The organism is Streptomyces sp. NPDC058240 (assembly GCF_042882135.1).
Taxonomy (GTDB): domain Bacteria; phylum Actinomycetota; class Actinomycetes; order Streptomycetales; family Streptomycetaceae; genus Streptomyces.
Genome location: NZ_JBHVWT010000046.1, coordinates 1 through 16,496, shown reverse-complemented (window position 1 = coordinate 16,496; position 16,496 = coordinate 1). Strand labels below are relative to the sequence as shown.

The following is a 16,496-nucleotide window of genomic DNA, read 5'->3' as shown; positions in this document are numbered from 1 at the left end:
ACACCCTGCCGCAGGCCACCAGAAACCATGCCCGACCAGCAGAAAGTCAGAGACGACGTTCGGATTGCGGATGACTTCTCAGACCTTGGCTGTCGTGAGTGTTGGCGGCGGAGATGCCGACGACCAGGGGCAGTCCGTTCGCGTCCGACAGGACAGACAGGACATGCATTTCGGAACCCGGTTTACCCCGGTCCACGGGGCTCGGGCCCGTGAGTTCGCCCCTTTTGGCCCGTATGTGCGCGGAGTCGCAGGACCACTCGGGTCACATCGAGCAGGCCGCACTCGTCGATGCGGTCGAGCACCGCCTCGTGCAGCCAGCCCCAGACACCGGCCCTGGACCAGATCACGAAGCGCCGATAGGCAGTTGACTTCGAGATCCCGAAGAACGGCGGCAGGGCCCGCCAGGCACACCCGCTCGCCAGCACGTAGATGATCGCGGCGAACAGGGTCTCATCAGGCGCGTCCTGCGTCCCGCCACCCTGAGGCCGCACCCTCGACAGCGGAATCAACGGCTTCGCGATCTCCCACAGCCCGTCCGGAAAAATCCAACTCCACGTATCCCGCCCCATGAACAGCCCAACGAGCGATCACCACATAGGACACGGTCTCAGGGCTCGACCTCAGTCGTGTGAGTGACTTCACATTCCGAGAGGGTCACCCTCCGTGATATTCGCGATTGAAACTTACACCTCATCTCCCTGAGCAATTTGGCTGAATCTCGCGATTCCGTCAATGGCTGTAAATTGCACCCAAAGTTCTGGGATCCGTGGGGAGTCGGGCCCACAATGCTGCCCTGCGGATGATGCAGGCGCGCGAGCGAGCGGCCGAGAATCGCCTGCCTGCTTAGAGGGGTCGATTGCTGAGAATCTCGGCAATCCGTCACAAGCTAGACGTCTTCGGTGACATGCAGTGACGCGCCAGTCTCCATCGGGGATTTCCGCAAGTCAGGCCCTCATGTCGCGTCCTGTGTGGTTGATCTATGCTCCAGTAGTCGCGAGTTGCGGTTCCCGCTTGGGGCCTTCTTGCGGACGCGGCAATCAATGCGCGAGGGGAGACGGGTGTGCGAATTGGTTCCAGTTCTCGACATATCGACTAGCGTGTTGTGATGCTCGGGGAATTCCCCTAATTCAGGGACTGCTGTAGCGCATCTATTTGCATTGTGTTCCCTCCTTGATTAACGGGCCGACGTGCCCGCATTTACTAGAACTGGCATGTTCATGCCACGAAAGGACCCCGAATGAAGACTGCCGCGATAAGTGTGGGAATTGCTACCACCGTGATGTTGGGCCTCATGACGGCCGTGCCGACTGCATCGGCAGCTGAGCGTCCCGCCCCCAAGGGGAACGCGCCTATCGCGACCGTAGAAATCAAGGGCATCAAAGTGGATAGAGAGGCATCGGCAGAGACGAGACGTCTCATCGAGGCCGACCCCGTCTCCGCAGCCGCCGCCGCCAATGCGTGTGGCTCCGGCTACACCATCTCTACCGGTGCTTGGCGCTACGGTGCCTACGGAAGTACTTACACCTGGACCAACGGTACTTCATCAGGCTCCGGGTACTACGACAAGCCGATCTGTGCCCTCTTCTTCAATGACACCGGCGCTAGCCGGTCCATCGGCGTGCGCCTGAGTTCCAATTACACCGCGGATCCTACGGTCCAGGACTTCGGCACCTATAGCTCCTACGCCGGTCCGCTCTACCAGAAGCGCGGGTACTGCGGAACGGTCTACTCCTACATGAAGGACTCGAGCGGCAAGGTGGTTGTGGACAACACCCAGACCATCGGGGCCTGTAACTAACCATGACCCGAACACGCCGTCTTCCAGTAGCCGTCGCCGTTGTCGCGGTGGGGGCTCTGGCTCTCTCGGGATGTAGCGGGACGCAGGGGGGCATCGATTCGCCGACGGCCCTGGACGTCACCGCGCCTCCCGTCGAGTCAGTCAGCCCCACCGCAGAGTCGAGGGCTGAACAGACGCCGACCGACGCCGAATCCTCGCCCGATGCTCCTGGGCCTGTAGCCACAATGCCTGCGGCCGCACCGAAGAAGGAAGGAGACACAAAGACCTACAAGTTCGGTGACATCGAGGTCCTGTTGACTCCGAACAAACTCGGCACCTATACCGCAATCCGCATCCCCAATCCATCGCGAAGGTCGATGTTCTTTTCCATCACGGTTCGCGTGACGGGACCGAGCGGATATGCCGTGACGATGAAGCGTGAATTCCCGAGCATTCAGCCGGGGGATTCGGCACGGGAAGCAGGGCTCCTTATCGACAAAGGCGGAGCCCCGGTGCCAACCGATCCTATGGCACAGATTGTGGCGTTCGAACAGGTGGAATCGTAAGGGTCCGAATCAGGAATCCGATGTTCAGCCACAGTAGTCCGGTGTGACCAACTTCGTTCCGCTCGGTGTGGGTTACAGCAATTACGATCGCTGGATTGTCGGGCTACTCATCTGTGCCGACCGTGATGGCATGCGAATATACGTTCGAATAACGTTTAAGAGGGGGTGGGTGTTCGTGGCTGATGCGAAGGTCCTTGAGGGCCAGAAGTGGGTCAATGCGACCTATGCCGGGGTGTCAGGGTACGTGAAGTGCCCAGAGAATGGGCAGACCGGCTGGTCGACCATGTACTCGTTTATCATGGGTCTGCAGCACGAGCTGGGAATCAGTCCCGTGGTCGCCTCATTCGGGGAGACGACCATGAGCAAGCTTGAGGCGTACAAGAGCATCTCGGACGCGGACCAGAACAAGAACATTCGCGACATCATCCGCTATGGCCTGTTCTGCAAGGGCTACTGGGGTGAATCCGGGGACACCTTCAACGCCGACGCGCTTGAATCGATGAAGCAGAACATGGGCATCTGGCAAACTGGCCAGGACGCTTGGAACAGATCGATGCAGGCCAAGGTGTTCAAGGCCCTGCTCACCATGGACGCCTATGTCGTGATTGCCGGCGGCACGGAGAAGATCCGTGGGATTCAGCAATGGCTCAACGGCCGTTACTGGGAGAAGTCGGCCTACTACATCGGCCCGTGCGATGGCCTGTACTCGCGCGATGTACAGAAGTCTTTGGTGATCGCCCTCCAGTACGAGATGGGCATCGCCTCTCCGAACGGCCAATTCGGGCCCGGCACCCAAGCCGCCTTGAAGAACCACACGCTCGCCGAGGGTGCGACCGGCATCATGGTGAACCTGTTCACCGCCGCGTGCGTGTTCAACGAACCGGTGCCTGTCGGTGAAGGGAAGCGTACCTCCTTTACCTCCACCTTCAGTTCGGACATCACCAACTACGTGAAGCTGTTCCAGGAGTTCTCGTATCTCCCTCAAAAGACCGGCAAGGGTGACTACGACACCTGGTGCCAACTCCTCGTGTCCATGGGCAACCCCGACCGTGCGGTGACCGGCGCTGACACTCGGTTCGTCATCAACGCCGACCGAGCCAAGTGGCTCAAGAACAACGGCTGCGAGATCGTCGGCCGGTACCTGTACAGCCCGGACCCCAACTTTGAGAAGGAAATCAAGCCCGGCGAGCTCGATACCATTCTCGCTGCTGGCCTGAGGTTCTTCCCGATCATGCAGGTTCACGGCCGGGACGTGACTGAGTACAACTACACCACCGGTTTCCAGCACGCTCTGATAGCGCATGAGCAGGCGACCAAGTTCGCTATTCCGCGTGGATCGGTCATCTACTTCGCGGTGGACTACGACGCCACCCAGGACCAGATGAACCCCTACATCGTGAAGTACTTCAACGGCGTGGTAGCCGGCCTCGCGGACCGGGGCAAGAAGTACATCCACGGCGTATATGGGTCGCGGAATGTGTGCATCAACGCCACCGAGAAGACCTACGCCCGGTACTCGTTCGTCTCCGGTATGTCTTGGGGCTTCTCCGGGAACCTCGGCTTCCCCCTGCCAGCGAACTGGTCGTTGAACCAGATCAAGGAAATCAGCGGCATTGAGATCGGTGGAGAGGGAGGGAAGATCGACCTGGACCACGACGTGTGGCGCCCGGACAGCGATCCCGGCGTGTCCTCCCTGACCGCCGCTGCGTCGCCTGCGGCGGACTTCATGGTCTACATTGACCAGCTATATGGCACCGCTCAGGACTATATTGCTTCTCACTCCACCAGTAGCAGCCCGTCCCAGTTGGTGATGGAGTTCGCTCGCCACGCAAAGTACGGCGGCTTTGACTGGGAAATCTTGATCGGTTCCTACGATAAGGACTGGGTTGCCTATGCCAAGAGCAAGGGCCACACGGTGAAGAAAGCGTTTACCGACCCCAACTCCGGCTACGAGCTCGGCGCCGAGCACCTGATGGCCACCGCTAACGGGCACCTGATCATCACCCAGCCCACGAACCCCAAGTCCGTGAACAGCGGGGACATTGCTGGATGGGGCGGCGACTGGATGACTTTCTACGCCAACTGGTGTAATGACGAGGAAAAGTACGCGTCCGGCAAGGCGTACTGCGACGCGAAACTCGCCAAACCGGGTGTGCCTTCTTCCTTCGGATTCACCGACCTGATTGAGGATGCCGATGGCTACCTGATCGCCCGCGCATGCGCTGCCGGAACCCCGATCAACCAGATCGTGCGGGAGCATTACGGCAATGGTGGCGGCCATCTCACCCGGTTCACGCAGTATTTCAACAAGCGTTTTTCCACCGCAGCAGACTGCAAGGACCAGGCGTACAACGATCTGACGGTTCAGCACCCGAAGTTCGATACCGCGCGCGGCGTGCTGATCGTAGCCGCGGGCGCGAAGAGCCCAATAGCGGTGTCGAACGAAATCGGCGGATTCGACAAGCTGCAGAACTTCTGTCAGGGGTTCACCGACGCAATCGTCGCAAGAGTCGGCGCCGAGTCCTGATGTTCAACCTCGTCTTCACAGGTCTTGTCCTGGCTATCCCGGCGGGGCTGCTGATGCTGCGCCGTGGCGCGAAGCGGCCTCCACCGTGGCACAAGCAGCCTGTCGCACTCCTCGGTGCCGCTCTGATCTCCGGGAGTCTCGCGGTCATGGTGTGGGGCTTCGGCGTCTTCTCGGGTGGTCTGGACGTTCAGGAAACCTGTGAGCTCACCCTCCACACCACCTACGACCAGGCGTGGCGGGACCGTACAGGTGCGGATGGCACGTCGTACTTCCCGTTGTCCGACGCGTGCAACGAGCATGTCAGTCTCGTGCCGACATGGGTGAACCCAGCGATCCTCATTCTCGCTGTCCTCGCCATCAGCGCTCTTTTTCTTGCCCTCTTCCGGATCGCTTCTGCGATCCTCCACAGAAAGGAGTTGGTCTCCTCGTGAGCGGTATAACCAGCCGTAGGAGTCTGCTCGGAGCGGGCGCGGCTACCGCTGCCGGTTTTGCTCTCGCTACCGCCGTGAGCCCCGCGCGGGCGGCGGCCCGACCGAAGCCACTTCCGAAGGCCAGGCAGATAGAGCTACCGGAAGACAAAGAATGGTCCGGACGGACTTCCGCGAACGGCTGGGCCATCCTGGCCGAGGCCACCGAGCACCGGGTCCAGGGCACACAAAGGCTCACCGTGAAGCTCGCGGAGGGTCCGGCCGCGACCGTGCTGCTCTACGTGGTGCGCCGCTACGCCTACGAGATCGACATGCTCCGGCCCGAAGAGTTGACCGGACACACCACCGACCGCGAGGTGGGAGCGGCATTCGAGTCGAACTACCTCTCTGGTACAGCCGTGGCGATTCAACCGATGCTCTACCCGCTGGGCGGTACGGCCGCCAATGGCATGAGCGAGCTGGCGGTGACGGTGGTAGAGGACATCCTCGCAGACGTGGGCGAGGTCGTAGCGTGGGGCGGGGAGCTCGACCCGCTCAAGCAGTCCCACTTCCACATTGCTACCCCACCAGGCGATCGGCGCCTTGAAGCGCTGGCTGACCGCATCAGTAGCTGGAACAGCCAACCTGGAAAGGGCGCGGGCAGCATCGACGCTTTCACCAGCTCCCGGATCTCCCGCTCTCGAAAGGCGAGGAACACACGCTGAACACAACTGATAGCAAGTCCTGTGTGGTGGGGGCCGGAAGCCGCAGCCAACACTCGCGCCTGTGCTACACCGTATTTGGGGTGGCTTCTGGAACCTGGTCCAGGAGTGGGCTTTGGTCCTGTTGGCGCCCAGGAGCGGGCAGGAAACTGCCATTTGTCGATGTTCCTCTCATGAGAACAATCTGACTCCCTGTCGCCATCTTCCGCATCTCGGGGGAACCTCTGTCGCCTCAGGTCGCGCCCAAGGCCCGACCTGAGGCGACAGATTTGGGGTGCTTGTTCGACGCCGTGCCACGGTCGCCGGCGACGCTGACGAGGAGTGAAGGGAACGTGGGCCGAGTGCACCAGGTGGCTATCGAGGAAGCCCTGGCGGAGTTGGCCGCCGCTTCCGCGAACTTCGGCTTTCTGCTGCCGCTGGAGCCCCTCCTACTGCTGTACGGCGCGGGTGCTGAGGCCGACGCGCACGACCGCCCGAAACGGTCCCTCGCGCGTCCCTGAAAGCAGGTTCGGCCCTCCTGGAAGCGGAGTGGCACGTCGCGGACCTGCTGACCGAGGCGGGATGGACCGTACGAGGTGATTCGGAGACGCCGCACGAACCACCAGTACGGGGGGTCGCCGTGCGGTGCACGTCGCAACCGGACCGGACGGCAGGACCGGACTACGTCCTTCGCGTCGACGGCCAGCCGGTGGGCACCGTCGAGGTGCGGTCCCGCAGCGAGGACCTGCGCGCGGCGATGGCCCGGACCCGTGAAGTCGGCACCCCGTCTACGGCGTCCGCGGAGCGGCGGGTGCCCTACACATACGCCACCGACGGCGTCCGGGTGGTGTTCCGGAACGGGGACGACCCCGAGCCGCGCCCCCGGGAGCTCTTCACCTTCCACCAGCCGGAAACCGTGGCCCGCTGGCTGCGCGAAGCCGCGACCGACCCCTGTCAGGGGACACGGCAGACTCCCCGCTGGCGGTCAGTTGGCCTCCCCGCTGGTGGACATGAAATCTCCCCGGTGGCGGACAGCTGATCTCCCCGCAGACCCACCCAGCCCATAACGCACAGTGGGCGGGGTGAAGAGCGATGAGGAGATCATGGAGATTCTTGAGGCCTACGACCTCACCGGGAGTTACCGGAAGGCGGCCGAGCTGGCCGGTTGCGACCACCACACCGTGCGCCGATACGTGCAGCTGCGCGGGCAGGGGGTCGACCCGACCGAGCGGGCGGTGCGGTCGAAGCTGATCGACGACTTCCTGCCGAAGGTCGAGGAACTGGTCGAACGTTCCCGCGGTAGGGTCGGCGCCGACGCTGTTCACAAGAAGATCGCGGCGATGGGCTTCACCGGCACCGACCGCACCACGCGCCGGGCCGTCGCCGCGGCGAAGGAGTCCTACCGGGCCGGGAACCGCAGGTGTCGGCGTACACGTGAACGCGCATAGCCGCGTACGGATGAACGTACAGAGTTCTTGATGCGCTGAGTGCCGGCCCCCGGCACGCTGCTGCCTGTTGTCCAAGGTTGCAGAGAGGGGTGGGCCATGGTCTTGGACCCGCAGCGTTGGCTGGAGCTCCGGCGTTTCCGCGGCCTGGTGGAGTCCGGGGCGATGAGTCTGTCGGAAGTCGCCAAGGAGACCGGGTTGAACTGGCGAACGGTCAGCAAGTACCTCTCGGCTGACTCGTCTGCGCCGCCGCGCCGGACGGCGAGTGGTCAGCCGCGCAAGCGGGTGGTCGACGAGGTCGCTCCGCTGATCGACGCGATGCTGCGGGCGGAGATCCTGATGAAGGCCGCGGTGATTCATGAGCGGCTGGCCACGGAGTACGGATTCACCGGGAACTACCAGCGGGTCAAGCTCTACGTGCAGGAGGCCCGCCCGAGGATCGCGGAGGAACTGGGCATCACGCCACGGGAGCTGGCGGGGATGCACCGCAGGTTCGAGGTGATCCCGGGTGCTCAGGCTCAGGTGGACTGGGGCGATGAGGGCAAGGTCCTCGCCCACCTGGGAATTCCGAAGGTCTACTCCTTCCACATGGTGCTGTCGTACTCGCGTGATCCGTTCTGCTGCTTCACCACCAGCCTGGACCTGCAGACGTTCTTCGACTGCCACCGCCGGGCATTCGCGCACTTCAACGGGGTGCCGATGACGATCGTCTACGACCGCACCAAAACGGTCGTGCGCCGTCACGTCGCCCCCGGTGAGGCGGTTCCACTGCATCCGGAGGCGGTCGGATTCGCCGGCCACTACGACTTCGACATCGATGTGCTGGCCGCCTATCGGCCCCAAGGCAAGGGCCGCGTCGAACGCCAAGTGCTGATCGTCCGCGACCACGTTCTCTCCGGCCGGGCCTTCTCCTCCGTCGAGGAAATGGATGCCGCGTTTGCCGCCTGGGTGCCGCAGCGGCGGGCTCAGATCCACAAGACGCACCGCGAGGTGATCGGACATCGTGCTGCCCGGGACCATGCAGCTCTCAAGCCGCTGCCGCCAACGCCGTTTTTGGTCGCCGAGCGCCATCTGCGGCCGGTCGGCAAGGACTGCCTGGTCGCCTTCGGCGGGAACCTCTACTCGGTCCCGGCCCGCAAGGTCCGCCCCCGTCAGCTGGTGGAGATCAGGGTCACGAAGTCACAGGTCATGCTGCACTCCACCGTCGCCGACTCCAGCGGTGAGACGCTGTTGGCCACGCACCCGCGGGCAGTGGGACGCGGGGTCCGCGTCGTCGAGGAACAGCACTGGGACGGCCTGCCCACCGGCAAAGGGCGCCGGACCACCACCGGCGACGTCTTGCCCCGGCCGCGTCACGAACGCCCGCTGGGCGAGGAGACCGGACCGCTGCAAGCCCTCCTCAACCGGGCTGCGGCGACCCGCATCGAGGTCGGCCGCCGACCGTTGTCGGTCTATGACGAACTGACCGGGACCCGCCCCTTCACCACCAACCGAGCGACGAAGGAATCGTCTTGAGCGAGCTGACCGGCAACCGCATCCGCACCACGGCGACCAAGCTCGGCCTGCCCCACCTGGCGGAAACCATCAACGAGTACACCCGGCGGGCGGACGAGGCCAAGATGGGCTACCTCGACTTCCTCGACCTGGTCCTCTCCGAGGAACTCGCCGTTCGCGACGACCGCCGCTTCCGCCAGGGCCTGCGGCTCTCCCGGCTGCCGCACCACAAAACGCTGGATGAGTACGACTTCTCGTTCCAGCCCGAGCTCGACCCGCGCAAGGTCAAAGACCTGGCCACGCTGTCCTTCGTCGAAGCGAAGGCCAACGCTGCCCTGCTCGGGCCACCCGGAGTCGGCAAGACCCACATTGCGATCGCATTGGCGGTCGCGGCCTGCCGGGCCGGATACTCGATCTACTTCACCAGCCTCGACGACATGGTCCGCAACCTCAAAGCAGCCGAGGCGGCAGGGCGTCTGACCAGCAAACTGGGCTCCTACCTGCGGCCGAGCGTTCTCGTGGTCGATGAAGTCGGCTACCAGCCCCTCGAACGCGCCGAGGCGAACCTGGTCTTCCAGGTCATCTCCAAGCGCTACGAAAAGGGCTCCATCATCCTCACCTCGAACAAGACCTTCAGCGAATGGGGCCAGGTCTTCGGCGACGAAGTCCTCGCCACCGCCATCCTCGACCGCCTCCTGCACCACTGCGAAGTCGTCGCCATCAACGGCCCCAGCTACCGGCTGAAGAACCGACTCAAGGCCATCGAGCGCGAGACTGAAGTCGCCTGATCCGGGGGCTCAGTCCTGCCCCAGTTCCTCGCCCGGCGGGATGAAAGCGTCGGCGCTGTCGGCATCGTCAACATGCCCGTGAGCGTCCATCGTGATGGCCGTTGCCCGGCCCTGCGAGGTGATCAGCCAAGCGAGCACCTGTTCCGTCAGCGGGGCTTCCCCCGGGCCCTCGTCTTTCCAGTGGGCCCGCCACCCGCCACCGGGCACTGCGGCTACGACCTGGTCGGCCTTCTCAAGGTGGGAGAAGTCCTCGTAGTCCGTGACCGGACGCATGGCGCCCCGCTCGGGGTCGACGACAAGGGCCGTCCCGGTCGCCGGGTCCCATGCCTCCACCCGCACCATGCGGCCGATCTCAGTTTCGGTGCCATTGAAGATGGCGGTCCAGCCGGTCTGATTGAAGTATCGAAGATCCACCGCCCCATCATCTCGCACGGCAATGAGGGCCAGTCGGCGGCTACTTGCTCTGCACGTTCATCCGTACCTACCTCTGCACATACGCGAGTACGCCGACACCAGGCAGTCCCCACCGAGCGCGACCGCGAGGGCCACGTCCAGCAGGACCTTGCCCGGATCGTGCACCGCCCGCGGACGTCGCCACGGCGTCAGCGCCGTCGATATCGCCTGGTCCAACCCGGCCTTGCGAACTGTCTCGACCAGCAGCACGGCCCCAGCCTGGGACACCACCGCATGACCGCCGCCCTCAATGCGGACGCGCGGATAGGACCCGATACGCTTCTTCACCTGGGAAGTGCCTCCGACGGTGGCAGGAACAAGGACCTCGACAATCCTCATTCTTGCTGGTCAGAGGCACTTTTCGCTTTCCTGACCACCCGTCGGACAGCCCGCTTCATGAAAGCGCGAGGCTAAGATGACCACCTTCGCTGACGTCACACGAGATCACTGCCTCGGATGGATCGGCCACATCGCCGAGGCGCTGACGGGGAGGACCGGCAAACCGCTCGGCTTGATTTCCCGGATCCAGCGGATCTCTGGGCTCTCCCAGTTCTTCCGGGACACCGCGATCTGGCAGTACCCAGACGTGCCTGGCTACACCCTCATCGGCGCCGGGGGCGCACCCAAATCTCCTCAGAAAGTGCCTCTTCATCCCCGACCATGAACTCGATAAGCTGATGCCGGTCATCGACGCGAGCGCCTGCCCGTTCCAACGCGCCGCCCTGCTGGTGGCCCGCTGGTCCAGGGCCCGTCGCACCGAGAGTCAGCGCCTCCCGGTCGACTGCCTCGACCGCTACCCCGACGACACCCCACGACTGCGGCTCTCCGGCCCCAAGACCTACAGAGAGCGGGTCGTCCCGCTGCACGAGGACGCCGCCGAAGCCCTGCAAAAGCTCATTGACCTGCGCAGACACGCCCCGAGCGACCCTTCACCGACGAGCGCACCGGTGAGGAGATCCGCTACCTGTTCATGAGCCACGGCAAGCTGCTGTCGACCTACTACCTATTCGAGACCTCGATCCAGGACGCCTGTAAGGCCGTCGGCCTTGTCTGCCCAGGTGGCCGCGACGGCACCGGTCGCGGCGCCGTCTCGGCCGTGCGCGCGACCGACGACATGTGATGGTGGGACGTGGGACCAGTCCGGTTTCCAGAACTTTCTGGGGACCGGACCGTGGGTATGCCCGCAGGTGCCTGCCCCGCCTACGAACACCGGTGCAGATGGGCAGCACGACCACGCCCAGTGCGGGAATGGCCAGTCCGCAGCAGAGGCGGCCAGCATCCACGACTACGAAGTGGCTTCCGCCGCGACGACGTACAGCGTCACTGCGGCGAAGAACGGCCCCGTGGCGAGATGGTCGAGCCACCTCTGCGATGCCCGTGCGGGCAGGGCGCCCGCGGACACGGCGCGGTCTGTGTTGCGCTGAAGGCCGAGGACCTGGTCTGCAGCCTGGACGTCACGGAAGACTGATGTGACCGGGACGACGGCCAGCACCGCGAGTCCCGCATCCAGTGCAAGCCGGGCCAGTTGACGGCCGATGACTCCATTGCGCACGACGTTGTCCGTCACGTAGCGGGTATAAGCACGCGCGACTTCGATGTCAGGGTAGTCGATGGTCAGCGAATCCCAGTCTGGTTCGCCCATGACGAGTCTGCCGCCTGGGCGCAGCACACGTCGGGCCTCTACAAGTGCCTGGGCTGGGTCCGCCGCGTGCTGAAGCATGCGATCGGTCCGGGCACGGTCGATGCTGCCGTCCTCAAGCGGAAGCGTGTGAATGTCGCCCAACTGTACTTCGACCGAAGGCAGATCTTCTGTACGCCTGCGTGCTTGAGCGACCATCTCCCGGCGAGAGTCGACGCCGATCACCCTGCCGGACGGGCTGACCGCCTTGGCGAGGGCGCTGAGATCTGTGCCTGGTCCGCAACCCAGATCAAGTGCGGTCTGGCCGGGCTGTGCATCCAGTGCGTCGAGCATGACGCTCTTGTAGGAACGAGCCAGGTCCGTCGCTGCCAGTCGGTCGAGGAAGCTGATCTCATCAGGAACAGCGCTCTCGAATATGCGCCCGGACAGGCGGGCCATGGAGTGCGCCTCCCGCTCAAGCAACTCCCGCCCAGCGGGCGTGAGGCAGACCGGGCGTTGGCGGCCCTTTCCCTCCAGGGACTTCACCAACTGCTTCGCCTCCAGACGGGCCAACGCTCCATAGAGGCTCCCGGGCCCCAGACGATGCCCGGAGACCCGCTCGATGGCCGCGTTGATCGCGTACCCGTGCAGCGGCCCGTCGGTCAGTGCACACAGCACAAGCATCTGGGCGTCGTTGGTACGCATGGCTTCTCCAGCTGTGGACGGCCTCCGGGATGCGTCCCCATAGTGCTACACAGCACGTAGTACGCGCCGCGTAGTATGCCGTAGCGATGAACGGCGGACGTCGGCGACAGCGGCTACACGAGTCCCCGGCCCGGCCCCTCGGGGCGAGGGCAGACACGGTGACAAGCCAGCCCCTGCAGCGCGCCAAGAACTCCCGCCCCTGCCCTGGACACCATACGAAAGGCCTCACCATGCGCCCCGCCAGTCTCTTCTACGCCCTGTACGCCCGTCGGCTGCGCCGGCAGACCGCGGCGGGGCCGCTGCCTGAACACATCGGCCTGATCATGGATGGAAACCGCCGGTGGGCCCGTCAGATGGGCATGGCCAACCCGAGCCTCGGCCATCGGTACGGTGCCGAGCACGTCGAGAACGTGTTGTCCTGGTGCGAGGCGGCCGGCATCAAGCATGTGACGGTCTTCGTCTGCTCCACGGAGAACCTGCAGCGCCGCGGCGACACCGAGGTGTCCTTTCTCATGCAGGTGATCGAGCAGGTGGTGGCAGCTCATCTCGCTCGCCCTGACGCCCGTTGGCAGGTGCGCATCGCAGGAACCCTCGACGCCCTGCCTGACTCCACGGCCCACGCTCTCAAAGAAGCGGTGGAGGCGACCCGCGGCTGTGCCACTGGATCACAAGTGACCCTCGCCATCGGCTACGGCGGAAGGCAGGAAGTCATCGATGCCATGCGCGAACTGCTACACGAACAGGCAGCAGCCGGAACCACCCTCGAAGACCTCGCAGCACGCCTAACGATGGACGACATCACTCGTCACCTCTACACGGCGGGACAACCTGACCCAGATCTCGTCATCCGCACCAGCGGGGAACAGCGCATGTCGAACTTCCTCCTGTGGCAGAGCGCCTACTCGGAGCTGTACTTCTGTGAGGCCTACTGGCCCGCCTTCCGGGAGATCGACTTCCTGCGCGCCCTGCGCAGTTACTCGGCCCGGCAGCGCCGCTATGGCGCGTGAGAAAGGCACGCAGCCTCACCCGGGCCGACCGGGAGTTGACGTTCACCTGCTGCTGTCGCCTGTAGCAAGCAGGCTCGTGAGCTCGGCAATCGCCTCCGGGGACGGCTTGAAGTAGCAGCGGACGTTCTCTGGTTTCGTGTGCCGCGACTTCTCCATCAGCATCAGCATCAGCAGGCTCATGCTTTGCTCGCCAAGGCGGGTCAGAACGGTGGCCTTGTGTCCGCAGAGGCCGTGTGCGGTGGAGTGAGAAGTCATCCGCAATCCGAACGTCGTCTCTGACTTTCTGCTGGTCGGGCATGGTTTCTGGTGGCCTGCGGCAGGGTGTGGAGGTCTGTTTCGTCGAGGCCGGATGGAGGTCGTGATGCCGTCGCCGCTGGGGTTGCTGGAGAAGCGCCGGGATGCCGCTCGGGAGCGGGTGGACCAGCTCGAGAAGGAACTCGCGAGGGCGAGGCTGGTGTTGGAACGCCGTGTGGTAATGGCTCCGGTGGTGTTCTCGCGCGTGCGGCGGCGGGCGAGACGCTTGCTCATGGACCACAGGATCCTGGCCTTGCTGCTGTCGGGGCGCCTCTCGTAGTCACGGACCAGACGCCGGGACCGCATCAGCCAGGAAAACGTCCTCTCGACCACCCATCTGCGGGGCACGACCTGGAAACCGGACAGGTCATCGGTGCGTCTGACGATGTCCACGCTCACGTCGAGATCCCTCTTCGCCCAGGAGACGAGGTCACCGGTGTAGCCGGAGTCGGCCCAGAGCCTGCGGATCCGGTGGTAACGCTCCGTGAGGCGGGGCAGCATGGTGGCCGCTGTGACACGTTCGCCCGCGTTCGCCGGTGTGACCGCGACTATCAGGACCAGGCCGAGCGTGTCCACGGTGAGGTGCCGGCGGCGCCCGTTGATCAGTTTCCCGCCGTCGAAACCCCTGGTCGGAGAATGGACGGTGGCCGCGGCCTTGACCGCCTGCGAGTCGATGACCGCGGCGGTCGGCCGCGGATCACGGCCCTCGCCGACACGAACCCGGTCCCTGAGCCTGTCGTGGAACTCGGCGATCAGACCATGATCGCGCCAGCGGGTGAAGAACGCGTGGACCCGCTTGTAGGGCGGGTAGTGCACGGGCAGGGCCGCCCACTTGCCGCCGTTGTCGACGGCTTAGCGGATCGCATCGAGTATCTCCCGGTGGCAGTACCCCTCCGGACGGCCGCCCCTGTGGCCCATCCAGGCCGGCACCGGCAGCAGGTCACGTACCTCGGCCCACTCCGTGTCGGTCATGTCCGACGGGTAGGACGGGATACGGGCACGGTGATCGGCCGCGTTTCCGTACCGGTGTGCGAGGCAATCGCACGGTAGGGGCAGCGAGTTGTTCTCAGCAGGCCCGACGGCGTACAACTGCGGCAACAGGGTCTCCCTTTGCCTCGTGGGTGTCGACAACTTCCACGTTGCGCAGGAGGCCCTGTCTTCATGCGGCAGCCACCGCCGGATCACCCGACCGGGAACTCCGAACCGTCGTTCCATTACCAGACGACTCTGCCGGTCTGCGGATGACTGAATCGCCCCGGGTTTGATGGAGACACCGAAGACCCGGAAGGATCCCCGTCATGGCTGCACCCCGGAAATACTCCGACGAAGTGCGTGAGCGTGCGACACGGCTGGCCGTCGAGGCCCGCAAGGACCCCGCCGGCCGGGCGGGCGCGGTGAAGCGCATCGCCGAACAGCTCGACATCCACCCCGAGGCCCTGCGGACCTGGGTCAAGCGCGCCGAGACCGACGCTGGCCTGCGCGAGGGGCCCACCAGTGCGGAGACCGCCCAGATCGCCGAGCTCGAGCGGGAGGTGAAGGAACTGCGTCGGGCGAACGCGATCCTGAAGTCCGCCTCGGCTTTCTTCGCGGCGGAGCTGGACCGTCCACTGCGCTGAGGGTCGCCTACGTCGACCGGCACAAGGAGGAGTTCGGCGTCCAGCCGATCTGCGACGCCCTGAAGGGGACGGACGCCGAGATCGCGCCGAGCACCTACTACGCCGCCGCCACCCGCTCGCCCTCCGCCCGCAGCCTGCGCGACGCGCATCTCACCGAGGAGATCCGCGTGATCCACGCGGCGAACTACGGCGTCTACGGCGCCCGGAAGATCCACGCCGCCCTGCGCAGAGCCGGCCGGCAGGTGGCCCGCTGCACGGTGGAACGCCTGATGCGCGAGGCCGCACTGCGCGGCGTCAGCAGAGCGAAAGGCCCGCGCACCACCCGGCCGGCACCCGAGACCGCCCGCCCGAAAGACCTGGTCAACCGGGAGTTCACCGCCACCGCACCGAACCAGCTGTGGGTCGCGGACATCACCTATATCCGCACCTTCTCCGGCTGGGTCTACGCCGCCTTTGTCATCGACGTGTTCTCCCGCACCGTCGTCGGCTGGCAGGTCGCCACCAGCCTCTACACCGAACTCGTTCTGGACGCCCTGGATATGGCCGTCTGGCGCCGCCGACGAGAGGGCACCGACCTGGCCGGGCTGATCCATCACTCCGACCGCGGAGTCCATACCGTGCCATCCGCTACACCGAGCGCCTGGACGAGGCCGACGCAGTCGCCTCGGTCGGATCCAAGGGCGACTCCTACGACAATGCCCTCGCCGAGGCGTTCAACAGCCTCTTCAAGGCCGAGCTGATCCGCAACAAAGGCCCTTGGACCGGCATCAACGATGTCGAGATCGCCGTCGCCGAGTACGTCGACTGGTTCAACCGAAGACGCCTCCACGGCGAGCTCGGCCACGTCCCACCCGCCGAATTCGAAGCCCGCCACACCCAACGGACCAACCCCGAACTCACCCTGAAAACCAGCTAACCCACTCTCCACCAAACCCGGGGCTTGACACTCTGGGCGCCAGTACGCTGTACCGCGAGCCATAAAAGGGGCTCTGAACTGGGCTTTTCGGGTCTGTCAAACGAGCGGTGTAACTCAGGTTGTTGGAGTTACTGGCGTGCTGCGGAGAGCCGGCCGTCGAAGGTGATGTCGAAGGCGTTGAG

The 16,496-nt window shown here is 64.6% G+C and carries 14 protein-coding genes and 5 pseudogenes; 14 read left to right on the top strand and 5 right to left on the bottom strand.

Annotated elements, in window-relative coordinates:
- Positions 1–76 precede the first annotated feature (76 nt).
- Positions 77–569, bottom strand: a pseudogene (locus ACFVX4_RS35370) (IS5 family transposase); the annotation flags it as partial.
- A gap of 668 nt (positions 570–1,237) precedes the next feature.
- On the opposite strand from ACFVX4_RS35370, the gene ACFVX4_RS35365 reads away from it, so the two are divergent.
- The 10 genes and pseudogenes from ACFVX4_RS35365 (at position 1,238) to istB (ending at position 9,705) form a co-directional block, all read left to right on the top strand.
- Positions 1,238–1,798: a hypothetical protein gene (locus ACFVX4_RS35365; protein ID WP_389985640.1), complete on the top strand. Its 561-nt coding sequence runs from the start codon at positions 1,238–1,240 to the stop codon at positions 1,796–1,798.
- 224 nt (positions 1,799–2,022) lie between these two features.
- Complete coding sequence (locus ACFVX4_RS35360) at positions 2,023–2,343, top strand: hypothetical protein (RefSeq protein ID WP_389985637.1); 321 nt, start codon at positions 2,023–2,025, stop codon at positions 2,341–2,343.
- Positions 2,344–2,386: 43 nt separating this feature from the next.
- Entirely contained in the window at positions 2,387–4,870 is a 2,484-nt protein-coding gene (locus ACFVX4_RS35355; protein ID WP_389985634.1) for a glycoside hydrolase domain-containing protein, read from the top strand.
- Positions 4,870–5,301, top strand: a complete 432-nt coding sequence (locus tag ACFVX4_RS35350; protein WP_389985631.1) for a hypothetical protein — start codon at positions 4,870–4,872, stop codon at positions 5,299–5,301. The genes ACFVX4_RS35355 and ACFVX4_RS35350 overlap by 1 nt, the downstream gene beginning before the upstream one ends.
- Positions 5,298–6,002, top strand: coding sequence for a hypothetical protein (locus tag ACFVX4_RS35345; protein WP_389985628.1), 705 nt, complete (start codon positions 5,298–5,300; stop codon positions 6,000–6,002). Before ACFVX4_RS35350 ends, ACFVX4_RS35345 begins: the two co-directional genes overlap by 4 nt.
- Positions 6,003–6,331: 329 nt before the next feature.
- On the top strand, positions 6,332–6,499 hold the full coding sequence (locus ACFVX4_RS35340; protein ID WP_389985625.1) for a hypothetical protein: 168 nt from the start codon (positions 6,332–6,334) through the stop codon (positions 6,497–6,499).
- Between the two features lie 119 nt (positions 6,500–6,618).
- Positions 6,619–7,017, top strand: coding sequence for a hypothetical protein (locus ACFVX4_RS35335; RefSeq protein ID WP_389985622.1), 399 nt, complete (start codon positions 6,619–6,621; stop codon positions 7,015–7,017).
- A gap of 43 nt (positions 7,018–7,060) precedes the next feature.
- Positions 7,061–7,408, top strand: a pseudogene (locus ACFVX4_RS35330) (IS21 family transposase); the annotation flags it as partial.
- Positions 7,409–7,522: 114 nt separating this feature from the next.
- Complete coding sequence (gene istA / locus ACFVX4_RS35325; RefSeq protein WP_389985619.1) at positions 7,523–8,938, top strand: IS21 family transposase; 1,416 nt, start codon at positions 7,523–7,525, stop codon at positions 8,936–8,938.
- Positions 8,935–9,705, top strand: coding sequence for an IS21-like element helper ATPase IstB (gene istB / locus ACFVX4_RS35320; protein WP_389985616.1), 771 nt, complete (start codon positions 8,935–8,937; stop codon positions 9,703–9,705). Before istA ends, istB begins: the two co-directional genes overlap by 4 nt.
- Before the next feature lie 9 nt (positions 9,706–9,714).
- On the opposite strand, the gene ACFVX4_RS35315 is transcribed toward istB, so the two are convergent.
- On the bottom strand, positions 9,715–10,119 hold the full coding sequence (locus tag ACFVX4_RS35315; protein ID WP_389985613.1) for a hypothetical protein: 405 nt from the start codon (positions 10,117–10,119) through the stop codon (positions 9,715–9,717).
- A 99-nt stretch (positions 10,120–10,218) separates the two neighbouring features.
- Positions 10,219–10,446: pseudogene (locus ACFVX4_RS35310) on the bottom strand (transposase); the annotation flags it as partial.
- A 389-nt stretch (positions 10,447–10,835) separates the two neighbouring features.
- Between ACFVX4_RS35310 and ACFVX4_RS35305 the strand changes: the two are divergent.
- Both ACFVX4_RS35305 and ACFVX4_RS35300 read left to right on the top strand, forming a co-directional pair.
- Positions 10,836–11,132 carry a hypothetical protein gene (locus tag ACFVX4_RS35305; protein WP_389985610.1) on the top strand — a complete coding sequence of 99 codons (297 nt, stop codon included), beginning with the start codon at positions 10,836–10,838 and terminating at the stop codon, positions 11,130–11,132.
- Positions 11,129–11,278: a hypothetical protein gene (locus ACFVX4_RS35300; RefSeq protein WP_389985607.1), complete on the top strand. Its 150-nt coding sequence runs from the start codon at positions 11,129–11,131 to the stop codon at positions 11,276–11,278. Before ACFVX4_RS35305 ends, ACFVX4_RS35300 begins: the two co-directional genes overlap by 4 nt.
- A gap of 165 nt (positions 11,279–11,443) precedes the next feature.
- Here ACFVX4_RS35300 and ACFVX4_RS35295 read toward each other — a convergent pair whose 3' ends face one another.
- On the bottom strand, positions 11,444–12,481 hold the full coding sequence (locus ACFVX4_RS35295) for a methyltransferase domain-containing protein (protein WP_389985605.1): 1,038 nt from the start codon (positions 12,479–12,481) through the stop codon (positions 11,444–11,446).
- Positions 12,482–12,711: 230 nt separating this feature from the next.
- Between ACFVX4_RS35295 and uppS the strand changes: the two genes are divergently transcribed.
- Positions 12,712–13,488 carry a polyprenyl diphosphate synthase gene (gene uppS / locus ACFVX4_RS35290; RefSeq protein ID WP_389985602.1) on the top strand — a complete coding sequence of 259 codons (777 nt, stop codon included), beginning with the start codon at positions 12,712–12,714 and terminating at the stop codon, positions 13,486–13,488.
- Positions 13,489–13,530: 42 nt separating this feature from the next.
- Here the strand turns inward: uppS and ACFVX4_RS35285 are convergent.
- Positions 13,531–14,616, bottom strand: a pseudogene (locus ACFVX4_RS35285) (IS5 family transposase); the annotation flags it as partial.
- Positions 14,617–15,080: 464 nt separating this feature from the next.
- Here ACFVX4_RS35285 and ACFVX4_RS35280 point away from each other — a divergent pair.
- Positions 15,081–16,314, top strand: a pseudogene (locus ACFVX4_RS35280) (IS3 family transposase).
- The last annotated feature ends 182 nt before the right edge of the window (positions 16,315–16,496 follow it).

What these genes read in the sequence shown, in the direction of transcription:
- ACFVX4_RS35365 (WP_389985640.1), top strand. Translation starts at nt 1,238, where the DNA reads ATGAAGACTGCCGCGATAAGTGTGGGAATTGCTACCACCGTGATGTTG.
- ACFVX4_RS35360 (WP_389985637.1), top strand. Translation starts at nt 2,023, where the DNA reads ATGCCTGCGGCCGCACCGAAGAAGGAAGGAGACACAAAGACCTACAAG.
- ACFVX4_RS35350 (WP_389985631.1), top strand. Translation starts at nt 4,870, where the DNA reads ATGTTCAACCTCGTCTTCACAGGTCTTGTCCTGGCTATCCCGGCGGGG.
- istA (WP_389985619.1), top strand. Translation starts at nt 7,523, where the DNA reads ATGGTCTTGGACCCGCAGCGTTGGCTGGAGCTCCGGCGTTTCCGCGGC.
- ACFVX4_RS35305 (WP_389985610.1), top strand. Translation starts at nt 10,836, where the DNA reads ATGCCGGTCATCGACGCGAGCGCCTGCCCGTTCCAACGCGCCGCCCTG.
- ACFVX4_RS35300 (WP_389985607.1), top strand. Translation starts at nt 11,129, where the DNA reads ATGAGCCACGGCAAGCTGCTGTCGACCTACTACCTATTCGAGACCTCG.
- ACFVX4_RS35295 (WP_389985605.1), bottom strand. Translation starts at nt 12,481, where the DNA reads ATGCGTACCAACGACGCCCAGATGCTTGTGCTGTGTGCACTGACCGAC.
- uppS (WP_389985602.1), top strand. Translation starts at nt 12,712, where the DNA reads ATGCGCCCCGCCAGTCTCTTCTACGCCCTGTACGCCCGTCGGCTGCGC.